The 12,298-nt window shown below is 37.4% G+C and carries 11 protein-coding genes; all 11 read right to left on the reverse strand.

Annotated elements, in window-relative coordinates; all coding sequences use genetic code 11:
- Positions 1-21: 21 nt before the first annotated feature.
- On the reverse strand, positions 22-804 hold the full coding sequence (locus tag OK414_RS23280; protein WP_263045093.1) for a hypothetical protein: 783 nt from the start codon (positions 802-804) through the stop codon (positions 22-24).
- 15 nt (positions 805-819) lie between these two features.
- On the reverse strand, positions 820-1,461 hold the full coding sequence (locus tag OK414_RS23285; protein WP_263045094.1) for an HNH endonuclease: 642 nt from the start codon (positions 1,459-1,461) through the stop codon (positions 820-822).
- Positions 1,462-2,142: 681 nt separating this feature from the next.
- The gene (locus OK414_RS23290) at positions 2,143-3,117 is read right to left on the reverse strand and encodes a tyrosine-type recombinase/integrase (RefSeq protein ID WP_263045154.1); all 975 of its coding nucleotides are present in this window, start codon (positions 3,115-3,117) and stop codon (positions 2,143-2,145) included.
- A 171-nt stretch (positions 3,118-3,288) separates the two neighbouring features.
- Positions 3,289-4,077 (reverse strand): sporulation transcription factor Spo0A, encoded by a 789-nt coding sequence (spo0A, locus tag OK414_RS23295; protein WP_098779129.1) that lies wholly within the window; start codon positions 4,075-4,077, stop codon positions 3,289-3,291.
- Positions 4,078-4,304: 227 nt separating this feature from the next.
- The gene (spoIVB, locus tag OK414_RS23300; protein ID WP_016765539.1) at positions 4,305-5,585 is read right to left on the reverse strand and encodes a SpoIVB peptidase; all 1,281 of its coding nucleotides are present in this window, start codon (positions 5,583-5,585) and stop codon (positions 4,305-4,307) included.
- Positions 5,586-5,767: 182 nt separating this feature from the next.
- Entirely contained in the window at positions 5,768-7,495 is a 1,728-nt protein-coding gene (gene recN, locus OK414_RS23305) for a DNA repair protein RecN (RefSeq protein WP_028410663.1), read from the reverse strand.
- A 16-nt stretch (positions 7,496-7,511) separates the two neighbouring features.
- Positions 7,512-7,961, reverse strand: coding sequence for a transcriptional regulator AhrC/ArgR (ahrC, locus tag OK414_RS23310; protein ID WP_013059136.1), 450 nt, complete (start codon positions 7,959-7,961; stop codon positions 7,512-7,514).
- A gap of 161 nt (positions 7,962-8,122) precedes the next feature.
- Positions 8,123-8,950 (reverse strand): TlyA family RNA methyltransferase, encoded by an 828-nt coding sequence (locus OK414_RS23315; protein ID WP_013084988.1) that lies wholly within the window; start codon positions 8,948-8,950, stop codon positions 8,123-8,125.
- Positions 8,947-10,848 (reverse strand): 1-deoxy-D-xylulose-5-phosphate synthase, encoded by a 1,902-nt coding sequence (dxs, locus tag OK414_RS23320; protein WP_013059138.1) that lies wholly within the window; start codon positions 10,846-10,848, stop codon positions 8,947-8,949. Before dxs ends, OK414_RS23315 begins: the two co-directional genes overlap by 4 nt.
- A 320-nt stretch (positions 10,849-11,168) precedes the next feature.
- The gene (locus OK414_RS23325) at positions 11,169-12,065 is read right to left on the reverse strand and encodes a polyprenyl synthetase family protein (protein ID WP_263045095.1); all 897 of its coding nucleotides are present in this window, start codon (positions 12,063-12,065) and stop codon (positions 11,169-11,171) included.
- On the reverse strand, positions 12,065-12,298 hold the full coding sequence (locus OK414_RS23330; protein ID WP_013059140.1) for an exodeoxyribonuclease VII small subunit: 234 nt from the start codon (positions 12,296-12,298) through the stop codon (positions 12,065-12,067). Before OK414_RS23330 ends, OK414_RS23325 begins: the two co-directional genes overlap by 1 nt.

Raw genomic sequence — 12,298 nt, forward strand, 5'->3', positions numbered from 1 at the left:
ATGAATCAATTGCTTAACAATTTATTTTAATTGATTACTCTCTTTTATCTTTATTTGCTTTACAAGAGTCTCATAAAATTCTTTAAAAAGTTCATTAACAGTATCTAGGAATTCAAAAGAAGCCTTATCCGTAAGAACAAGATATCCATATTCAAGATTCACTACCCCATCTCCCAAATAATCAATAGCTTTTTGAAGACCTTCTCTTCTTCCAGGGCTATCCATATATGAAAAGCCGTTAGTATTGCCAAGTTCATGCACAATACAGTTTCGTAGTTTGTTAAAGGCGTCTAATCTCTTCCATTTATCTGAAAAAGAAGTGATATCAATATTAGCACAATCTCTTAGATACCCTTTTGCTAAAAATATTCCTGTATCTCTACGCCCTGTTCTCCGTCTAACTCCTTCACGGTAATCAGTTAATGACATTAGATTCATTAGCACGCCACTTCTACTACACGCATTTAGAAGCCTTTCTTCTGCAAAGCTATAAATACTAGTGATTAGTGATTGCCTTAAAAGGTTTGGATATTGCACCTTATATTTGGTAATTTCATCTAGCTTATCAATATAAGTTAACCTTACGCTTTCTCCATTGTGGTTCTTTCCATAATAATACATTGATTCATCTTCGGATTTATTATGTAGTTCGTCTTCCATCGTTTCTGCATATTCCCTTAAGTTCTTTGTTACTCTCTGGATTAGAACTTCGTAATATACATCAGGTGTTAATTCCCTGTAGCCTCCTACTGTAACCCCATTGCTATCTTTTTCTTCATATCTATACTCTTCTTTAATAGTCATTAACATCACCTCATCCTAGAGTTTTATCAACTTCTGTAATTGTTCTTTTGTTAGCCATGGTCTTTTTCTATGCAACATTCTATGGCAATTCGAACAAACCATTGCTATATCTTCTACTTTTGTAGCATATTCTTCTTCAACTTCCGAAACAGGCATGGTATGATGTCCTTCTATAAAGTCTTGTCCAATCTCCCCATATGTTTTATAAAAGTCAAAACCACAAACTTCACAAAACAACTTTCCATCATGTTCTTTCTTGAACTTCTCTTTAGCTAATTGGATTACCCTTGGATTTCTTTCTCTGATAACATGTTGAACTAACTTTTTTCTTCCTTCCCTAAATCCTAGGTCATCGTCTGTTAAAGATACGGTATTTTCCTTAGGTTCAAATATTCTTAAACCCCAATAACCATTTCCTTTACCTCTCACTGCATAAAAAATATCCTTTTCACTACCGACTTCTCCTGTGTAAATATCACAGTCACTAGAGTAATGATATATCGTACTTCTTATCCTATCTCTCCAATGTTTATTTTGGCTAAAATCCATGAGATTTCTATCTTCTATCCTTTGTGCTATATCTGCTAAAGAAGCCTCTCCACCTAATTCCTCAAGGGCTTCAATTATTTCATCTATCCATCTTCTTGGCTGTGCCAACGCTTTGTCTACCTCCTCTTTATTTGATACTCAAAGTGGTTTCTATGTATAGTTAAACATACCAAACTTTAGCATTATTTTGTTAATAAATGTATTGATTTTTGGTTTCTTTTGCTACTGAATTAACTAGATTTCTCTAGGAAACATTGGACAAAAGAATGATTACCTTTATAGCACTTAAAAAAATTAAGTACTTTAAAAGCAGACATTCTTTAATACTGAATTGAACTGAGTTTTCTGAGGTTTTCATGTATCACCTTGTTTGAACGCTTGGATTTCTCCAACAACGAACTTTCTACATGCAAAGCTAGTCCTACATGCTTTTAAGTCTATTCGTCGCTACCTGCACCTTAATACACCTAGCTACCAAACCGAACCGTTTATGGGCGTTCTCCCCTAGACTAGTTGCGAGGTAAACAAGGAAATCACTCATAATGCAACTACGATTCCACTTTCCGACATTGGCTGAATCTCACCTGTTCAAGTTTAAATTACGTGTGTTAGGTCATTCCACGATGAATACCCACACTTCATTTCCTAAAAAAGACAATAGAAAACTAAACCCCTTGCATTATATTTTTTAAAATCCTATAATGAAGGTGCTAAATGTATGGGATATCCTGTATTTAGCTGTATATTGGTTTTGAGTCACGCGGTGCGAACGCGTGGCTTTCTCTTTTGTTATAACTTAAGATTATTTAAAGGAGAGTGCCTTTGATATTTTTCTCCTACTTCTTTATCAGCGAAATCTAAATACGCTTTCTGAGTTACCTCCACGCTTGAATGCCCTAGAATCCGTGACAAAGTTGCCCAATCACCCCCGTGAAGCAAGTAATACTTCGCAAAATTATTTCGTAATTGATGAGGGTGTATAGAAACATTAACTCGTTTACCTAGTTCTCTTAACGTTTTCTCAAAATTACGGACTTCTAACTGCGTTCCTCTTATCGTAGGAAACAAATAATCACTATTTGAATAACGGTCGCGATAAAGTAACCAACGCTTTAAGTCGCTGGACATTCTATGGGAGAAATACACATATCTTTGCTTGTTATTTTTAGGATTTTGAATCAATATAGATTTGTTTTTAAAGTCCAATACTTCCGGTACTAAAGACAAACATTCCGATATACGCATTCCTGTATCAAGAAGTAGCCTTATGATGACCCAATTTCTATATCCATAGAAAGTAGTTGTATCACATTGACGGAGTACCTTTATAAGTTCATCTTCTTCTAATAAAGTTTTTTGCTTTCTTAGGGGTTTAATATTCTCGATTGAACTCACAGGATTTTGTTTGATTTCCTTTTCTATATCGTATAAGTAATTAAAGAACACTTTTATGTTTCGTAAATAATTAGCAATCGTACTATCACTTATAGGTTTTGAAAAATCCGTTCTGTTCTGAGGAAAATTTATATCATTTGCCATTACATTACGAGAGACTGTATACTTACCTCTTTCTCGTAGATATTGAATGTACTTACGAATATGAACAGACTTTACCTTTTCTACGTCAGTAATTTTAAATACATCAGCTAAATATAAACCAAATAATCGTAATGATTGTTCATAGCTTTTTAACGTCTTCTGAGATAAATTTCTGCTTGAACAGTACAACATGAAATTTTCAACTTGTAATTCATAATTGTTCACAACAAAAAACCGCCTTTCATTGATTTTTAGTAAACCAATAAAAGACGGTATTATTTGTAAAGCAACTATGATATTTATAGGTCTAAATAGAAGTTTATCGGTCAATTTGCAATCACCTACAATCCTATAGAGGATACGCTGAAAGCAGTCACTTCAAGCGTCCTAACTCTTTCAGGATGCCCTGTGTTCTAACCTCAATTTATCCGCAACCATGGCGATAAATTCACTGTTTGTCGGCTTCGCTTTTGACATGCTGACAGTATATCCGAATAATGAAGAAATGGAATCAATATTTCCTCGGCTCCATGCTACTTCAATGGCATGACGAATGGCGCGCTCAACGCGGCTTGCCGTTGTATTATATTTTTTTGCAATATCAGGATACAGTACTTTTGTAATCGACCCAAGCAGCTCAATATCCTTATATACCATTGAAATGGCTTCTCTCAAATACAAATAGCCTTTGATATGAGCAGGTACACCAATTTCGTGAATGATGCTCGTAATGCTTGCATCTAAATTTGCTGGTTTGCTGTCGCGATGTGAACGCATGGAAGAAGATGAACGTTGCATAAATGAAGATGTTTGTCCGCTAACTTGACGAATATGATTCACTAAGTTTTCCATATCAAACGGCTTTAGAATAAAATAAGCAGCTCCTAAATCAACCGCTTTTTTCGTTACGTCTTCTTGCCCAAATGCTGTTAGCATAATGACATTTGGATAATTTTCTTTTTTCATTTCTTTTAACTGACCTAAAACTGCTAATCCATCTAGATGCGGCATAATAATGTCTAATACAAGAACATCCGGATCTTTATCTTTTAAAATGGATAAACACTCTTGTCCATTGTAAGCTACTCCGATTACTTCCATGTCTTCTTGCTCTGAAATATAATCTTCAAGCAAACCAATTAGTTCCCGATTATCATCAACCAAGCATACTTTAATTTTTTTCAATGCAGCTTCCTCCTCAGTCCTTTATGTTATACGTCGTTTCCTACGTGTCTCTATTCTTTATTCTAAAGGACAAATTCGACAATGCAACATTATTTCCTTTATTTTTTTAGAAAAAAGTCTTTTAAATGGAATTTATTCGATTTTCTCTTATTTTCTTTGTTTTTCGACGTTTTTCTCTTACATTTACGACAATAATTTTTATCAAAAAAAGCGAACTAATGACAACATTAGCTCGCTTTTTTTCGATTATTTTTATAAATATCGATTCCTGCTTCGTTAAGCATCCATTCAATATGGACACCGTAACCCGAGGTAGGATCATTTACAAAAACATGGGTAACCGCTCCAACGACTTTACCGTTTTGAATAATCGGGCTCCCGCTCATTCCTTGAACAATTCCACCTGTTTTCTTTAGCAATTTAGGATCTGTAATTTTAATAACCATTCCTTTAGTAGCCGGAAACTTTTGAGGTATAGTACTCATAATTTCAATATCAAATTCTTCCACTTGATCATCATCTACTACCGTTAGAATTTTAGCCGGTCCTTCTTTTACTTGATGAGATAGGGCAATTGGCATTGCTTTATCCATTATTCCGTTTTCCATCGTTGAAGACAATTTTCCAAAAATACCAAAAGGACTATTTCGTGTAATATTTCCAATGATTTGTCTATCTTCAGAAAACCTTGCTAGCTTTTCGCCGGGAACGCCGTTAGAACCTTTTTCAATTGATGTAACGGTCGAACGGACAATTTGTCCATCTTCTACTACGATTGGCTTTTTTGTATCCATATCCGAAATAACATGACCTAAAGCGCCGTATTTTTTAGATTTTGGATCATAAAAAGTCATTGTGCCAATTCCTGCAGCTGAATCACGGATATATAAACCGATTCTGTAAGCATAATCTTGCTTATCTTTTAACGGATATAGCTTAGTGTCAAACTGCTTTTTTTCTCTTAAAATATGCAGATTTAATGGTTCACCCGTTTTTCCTGCCTGCTGAATAAACGGTGTAATATCACTCATTTTTTCAATGGTTTTACCATTAATCTTCGTAATCATATCTCCAACTTGAATACCCGCAATTTCGCCAGGAGATCTTTTACCTTTTGCTGTATCTACTTGATGATAGCCTACAACAAGAACACCTTTTGAATTTAATTTCACACCGATTGATTGTCCACCTGGAATGACTTTAAAATCAGATAATACCTGCACGTCTACACGCTTTACAGGAATACCGGCCAAATGAAGCATCAACTCTTCTTTGCCTACTTGTTTGCCTGCTACGGTCAGCTTCGCCTTGTTACTTGTTACATCGTAAACAGGTGATGAAGCTTCTACGCTAAGCGGTAATGTCGTATTAATTTTTTCTTTTTGCTGTTCAAATAAGACGATTTGTTTTGGAATGTGTATATATTGTTGCACAACTGGAATAAATCCTACAAAAATGAACGAAACAAGGAGAATCGCACCAATTATATGTCTGTATCGATTTTGCATGTTTTCACTCTCCTCGCTTCCTCGCCTAAATGGCTACACATTTAATTTAGCCTTCTTAGAGCGCATTTATAACAGAAGTTCAGAGAAAAATGAAAAGAAGTGCAAGGAAACATTTTCAGTTCCTCCATTTTGTATAAAAAAACACCTTTAACACATACTGTTACGTGTTAAAAGGTGTTTTTTTAAATGGTGTGCTTCATCTTATCCGCTAAATCTAAAAGCTCTTTGGCATGTTCCTTCGTTAAGCTTGTAATTTCAGCTCCTGCAATCATTCGACCAATTTCTTTTACTTTTTCATCAACAGTTAACGGAAGAACAGACGTCGTTGTACGATCACCTTTTATCTCTTTAGCAATAAAGAGATGAGTATCTGCCATCGCAGCTACCTGAGGCAGATGAGATATACAGAGAACTTGTGAATCAACAGAAATAGCATGTATTTTTTCACCGATCGATTGAGCTACTCTTCCACTTACGCCTGTATCAACTTCATCAAAGATAATGGACGTCACGCCTTGATGCTTAGAGAAGATGCTTTTTAACGCCAGCATAATTCTTGACAGTTCTCCTCCTGATGCTACTTTTGCAAGAGGCTTTAAAGGTTCACCAGGATTAGTAGAAATATAAAATTCTACGTTGTCAATGCCGTCTTTGGTGAATTTTATTCTTTCTCCATTTACTTCAACGTCATTTTTACCTGCATTTACAACAGAGAATTTAATTTGAAATACGGTCTTAGCCATATACAGTTCTTGAAGCTCATGATGGATACTGTCCGTTAACTCCTGAGCAAGTTTTTTTCGAATAGCTGAAACGTTATTAGCTTCTACTAATAAATCCTGTGCTACACTGTTTAACTCTTCTTTGATCTTGCTCACATGCGTATCTCGATTTTCAATACGATCAATTTCATCTTCAATTTGCGCTGCATATTCTAGAATTTCATCTACACTTTGACCGTATTTACGCTTTAAATGATTAATTTCATTTAAACGCGCTTCAATAAAGTCTAAGCGTTTGGGATCAAATTCTAATAAATCAAGCTGCTGACGAATTTTATAAGATGCGTCTTCTAGCTGATAGAAGCTCGATGAAATGATCTCAGAAATTTCGGCATAGTTTTTTTCCAGTGACGAAATATCCTCCGTATGGTTCATTGCTACACCGACCCAATCTAAACCTTGGTGTTCACCGTGCAGGGCATTGTACGCATCGTTTAGCGACGTATAGATCTTTTCAAAGTTAGAAATCTTCAAACGCTCTTCATTTAGTTCCTCGTCTTCGTTCAGCTGCAAATTTGCCGCTTTGATTTCATCTAATTGAAATTGAATAAGATCGAGGCGATGTGCCATCTGCTGTTCATTTTCAGTTAATTGATCAAGCTGCTTTTTTAGCGATGTATACCTAGAAAATACCTCTCGATACTCCGTCAAAGCCTCTTCTACTTTTTCTCCTCCATATTGATCAAGAAGAGTTAAGTGACGATCTTGATTCATTAAATCTTGGTGCTCGTGCTGTCCATGTATATCAATTAACGTCTGTCCAACTTCACGTAGGATAGCTAACGTTACGAGCTTACCGTTGATGCGGCAAATACTTTTCCCATTTGTAGTGATATCTCGGCGAAGCACAATCATTCCATCTTCCACTTCCAAACCGACTTGTTTGGCTTTTTCGTGACTCGGATGCTGTTCTTCATCAAATAAGAAAAGTCCTTCAATTTCGGCTCTGTCTGTTCCGTGGCGTACAAACTCCGAAGAGCCTCTTCCACCTACTAACAATGAAATGGCATCAATAATAATCGATTTCCCCGCTCCTGTTTCGCCTGTTAATACCGTTAAGCCTTTTTCAAATGAAACAGAAAGTTCATCAATAATCGCAAAGTTTTTAATGGATAATTCAGCTAACAACCTGCTTCACTCACCTTTATAACATTTCTAAGAATCGGTCTGATATAATTTGCGTATCTTCAGGAGTACGGCAAATAATCAAACATGTATCGTCTCCACAAATTGTTCCTAATATTTCATCCCAATCCAAATGATCAATTAATGCGCCAATCGCATTTGCATTTCCCGGTAATGTTTTCATCACCAACATATGCCCCGCTGAATCAATTTTTACAAATGCGTCCATAAGAGAGCGCTTTAACTTTTGTAAGGGATTAAAACGCTGATCTGCAGGCAAGCTGTATTTGTATCGACCGTCCATCAAAGGCACTTTGACTAAGTGCAGTTCTTTAATATCACGAGAGATTGTTGCCTGTGTTACATTAAAACCTTGGTTTTTTAAAATATCTACCAATTCATCCTGTGTTTCAATATCATTATTCGTGATAATATCACGAATTTTAATATGTCTTTGCCCTTTATTCATGTTGGCACCTCACATTAATATGTAATCTTCTTTTTGTTTTGTTGTTTATAAGTCTTTCACTAATTAAGTATCATAATGTGTTCAACTTGATTATGCACCTTTTGTATAAAGAGTCATAATCAAATCGCCAATGCTAAGTCTTTGCTTAACATTGGCCATTATTACTTTTTCTCTTTTAACGTCTTATGTGCTTCTTCGACTACTTCGCTCACAGTAAGCGGAGCTTGATTTTCACCAAGTTCACGCTCGCCTTTCCAGCGCAAGTGGAGAAGAAATTCGATATTTCCATCTCCTCCCGTTATCGGTGAATACGACATGTTATATACATCGTATCCTTGACGAAGGGAGAAATCCACCATGCCTTGAAGAACTTCTTCATGCACTTTTGAATCACGCACGATTCCTTTTTTCCCAACTTGCTCTCTTCCAGCCTCAAACTGTGGCTTAACGAGCGCAACAACATCGCTGTGTGGAACAAGAAGTGTTTTTAACACAGGAAGAATGAGTCTTAAGGAAATAAATGATACATCAATAGAAGCGAATTCAGGCAAGCCTCTTGATAAATCAGCTGGCGTCACATAACGGAAATTGGTTCGTTCCATTACTTCTACTCGTTCATCTTGACGAAGCTTCCAAGCTAGCTGATTATAGCCTACGTCTAGCGCATAGGACATCTTCGCTCCATTTTGAAGCGCACAATCGGTAAAGCCTCCAGTAGAAGAACCAATATCAATCATGATTTTATCCGCTACATGGACATTAAATTCTTTAATCGCTTTTTCAAGCTTAAAGCCGCCTCTGCTGACGTAAGGCATCACTGCACCTTTAATTGTCAGCGGCGTATCGCGTTCAATTTTCTCTCCCGGCTTATCCAAACGGACTTCATTCGCATAAACGAGTCCTGCCATCACTGTACGCTTTGCTTTTTCTCTTGTTTCAATCAAACCTCGTTCTACTAATAATACATCTACTCGTTCTTTTTTTGTCACTTAACTTCAAGCCTCTTTTGTGTTGGTGTTACGAGTTTTTTAACTCGATTTATAATCTCTTCTTTGGTTAAGCCAATTTCTTCTAAAAGTTTTGTTACGCTGCCGTGCTCGATAAAGCGATCTGGAATCCCCATACGTTCAACGCGCGTATCATAATAGCCGTGCTCTGATGCAAACTCTAACACCGCGCTTCCAAAACCGCCTTGAAGTACCGCTTCTTCTACCGTAATCACAGGCTTACTAGTTTGGAAAATCTCATGAAGCATTTTTTCATCCAACGGTTTAATAAAACGAGCATTTACCACTTTGACGCTGATTCCTTGCTTCTCAAGTTCTGCTGCTGCATCCATCGCCATTGAAATCGTTGTACCAAACGTTAAAATGGTTGTATCTGAACCTTCTTTTAATACGTCCCATGTACCGATCGGAATGTTTTTCAATTCCGAATCTAGTTCAACACCTAATCCGTTTCCTCTAGCATAGCGCATAGCAATCGGACCTTCTTCATAAGTCAAAGCAGTGTGAACCATGTGCTGGCCTTCATTCTCGTCTTTTGGCATCATAATAACAAGGTTAGGCAAATGACGTAAGAATGCAATATCAAACACGCCTTGATGCGTTTCACCATCAGCACCTACTAGCCCAGCGCGATCAATCCCAATAAATACATTTAGCTTCTGACGGCAAATATCATGAACCACTTGATCGTATGCACGCTGTAAAAACGTAGAATAAATAGCTAAAAAGGGCTTCATATTTTGAGTTGCAAGACCCGCTGCCATTGTTGTTGCATGCTGCTCTGCAATCCCAACATCAAACATGCGATGCGGAAACTCTTTTTGAAATGCTTCGAGTTTTGAACCCACAGGCATTGCTGGCGTTACAGCTACAATGCGATCATCTTCCCTAGCCATCTTCAATACCGTATCACTTACTAGTTTACTCCAAGCAATCGGAACATTTTTGTCTTTAATAAAGTCACCGGATTCAATTTTGTAAGGGCCTGTACCATGCCATGCTCCGCTTTTATCGCTTTCCGCCGGCAAGTAGCCTTTCCCTTTTTTCGTAATAACGTGAATCAGCACCGGACCTTTTGTTTTCTTTGCATATTGTAACGTTTCCAATAAATCATCATAGCTATGGCCATCAACTGGGCCTAAATACGTAAAGCCAAGGTCTTCAAAGAACATGCCTGACACGACCATATACTTTAGACCATCTTTTACACGTTCTGCCGTTGCCGCAAGCTTACCGCCTACTGCAGGCACTTTTTTCAGCAAGACTTCAAGCTCATCTTTTACCCAGTTGTATTTGCCTGCCGTGCGCAACCGTCCTAGAATACTGTGTACAGCCCCCACGTTAGGAGCGATAGACATTTCATTGTCATTTAAAATAACGGTCATATCCGTTTGCTCGTGCCCGATGTGGTTAAGCGCTTCAAGAGCCATACCACCTGTTAAAGCTCCGTCACCAATGATGGGAACAATATGAGCTTTTGTTTTTTGCAAATCTCTTGCAGCAGCCATTCCCATTGCGGCTGAAAGAGATGTAGAACTATGTCCCGTTTCCCATACATCATGTTCACTTTCGTCACGCTTTGGAAAACCGCATAATCCTTTATATTGACGGATTGTATCAAACTCTCCCGCTCGTCCTGTTAAAATTTTATGGACATACGACTGATGCCCCACGTCCCATAAAAATTTATCTTTTGGGCTGTCGAACACTTTATGGAGTGCAAGCGTTAACTCAACAACCCCCAAATTCGGCCCTATATGACCACCAGTTGCAGAAAGCTTTGTAATTAAAAAACGACGAATCTCTTCACTTAGTTCTTCTAATTGTGTTACTGACATTTTCTTTAAAAACTCAGGATTTTTTATCGTTGTAAGATCCAAGGTGGATCACTCACTTTCGTACTTGTTATAAAGTTACCTTAATACATTGTCTATTGTTTTATACGTATAGTCAATTTTTAGTATTTCCTTATTACTTACAATACCTTTGATATTCTATCAGTAAACCAGTGATATTCAAAGGAAAACAGTGAAAAAATAGCCGCTAACACAAATGTGATAACGGCCACCAAGATATTGTATATGTCTTTCAAACCTATGCACTACGCTTTTATACAGTAGTAAAATCATTATAGCATAGCCCCTATTGGGACTCAATCTTATTTTACTGTATCACTCAAAAAACCTGACAGAGATCGTCATTAACTATCACGTTTTGCTATATATAAACAAATTTCTTCTAGTAATCCGTGCTTAATTTGAGCTTGACGTAACGAGAGAAGTGCTTGTTCAACATGATACTGTAACTTTTCTTTGGCCGCTTCCATACCTAACAAAGAAGGATATGTCGTTTTTTCATTTTCTGTATCACTGCCAATTGGCTTTCCTAATTTTTCTTCAGACCCTTCCACATCCAAGATATCATCTTGAATTTGAAACGCTAACCCTACATGCTTACTGAATTCTTCTAATAATTCTTGCTGTAGAGGCGTAGCTTTTGCAAGAATAGCTCCTGCTTTTACACAAAAACCTAGCAGCTTCCCCGTTTTGTGAAGGTGAATATATTCAAGCTCATCTAGCGTGAGCTGCTTTTTTTCGCCTTCCATATCCGCAACCTGTCCGCTGATCATACCTTCTGTTCCGCTTGCTTTTACCAGTTCTGTAATGAGCTGAAGCTTCATATGTGATGTAATCTCGGGATGTGCCGCTTCAGAAATGAGCTGAAAACTATTTGTTAAAAGAGCATCTCCAGCTAATATAGCCGTTGCTTCGCCGTACACCTTGTGATTCGTTGGTTTACCTCTTCTTAAGTCGTCATCATCCATGCTAGGTAAATCATCGTGAATGAGAGAATATGTATGAATCATTTCCACTGCACATGCTGTTTCTAATCCCATGCTCTCGTCTTTTCCAAACGCATGTAGCGTTGCAAACAACAGCACTGGGCGAAGTCGCTTTCCTCCTGCCGTAAGCGAGTAAAGCATGGATTCCTTTAAGTTAACCGGAGCATGTAATGCTTTTACCACTTCAGGCAAGCGTGTTTCTACTCGATCTTTTGTAAAAAAAATATACTCTTTTAAATTCATTTCATTCACCATCACTCTTCCTCCTGCACCGAGAATGGCTCAAGCGTTCCGTCTTCACGTAAAATAGTTTCCATTTGCTTTTCAATATGCTGAAGACGATCGTGACAGAATTTTGAAAGAGTCATTCCTTCTTGGAATTGTTGAATTGCTTCTTCTAAAGGCACGTCGCCTTCTTCTAGCTTGTTTACGATGGTTTCTAACTGCTCCATCGCCTCTTCAAACGTATACTCTTTATTTGTCGCCAT

The organism is Priestia sp. JV24, assembly GCF_025910025.1.
Taxonomy (GTDB): domain Bacteria; phylum Bacillota; class Bacilli; order Bacillales; family Bacillaceae_H; genus Priestia; species Priestia megaterium.

What these genes read in the sequence shown, in the direction of transcription:
- OK414_RS23280 (WP_263045093.1), bottom strand. Translation starts at nt 804, where the DNA reads ATGACTATTAAAGAAGAGTATAGATATGAAGAAAAAGATAGCAATGGG.
- spoIVB (WP_016765539.1), bottom strand. Translation starts at nt 5,585, where the DNA reads ATGCAAAATCGATACAGACATATAATTGGTGCGATTCTCCTTGTTTCG.
- ahrC (WP_013059136.1), bottom strand. Translation starts at nt 7,961, where the DNA reads ATGAATAAAGGGCAAAGACATATTAAAATTCGTGATATTATCACGAAT.
- OK414_RS23325 (WP_263045095.1), bottom strand. Translation starts at nt 12,065, where the DNA reads ATGGTGAATGAAATGAATTTAAAAGAGTATATTTTTTTTACAAAAGAT.
- OK414_RS23330 (WP_013059140.1), bottom strand. Translation starts at nt 12,298, where the DNA reads ATGGCGACAAATAAAGAGTATACGTTTGAAGAGGCGATGGAGCAGTTA.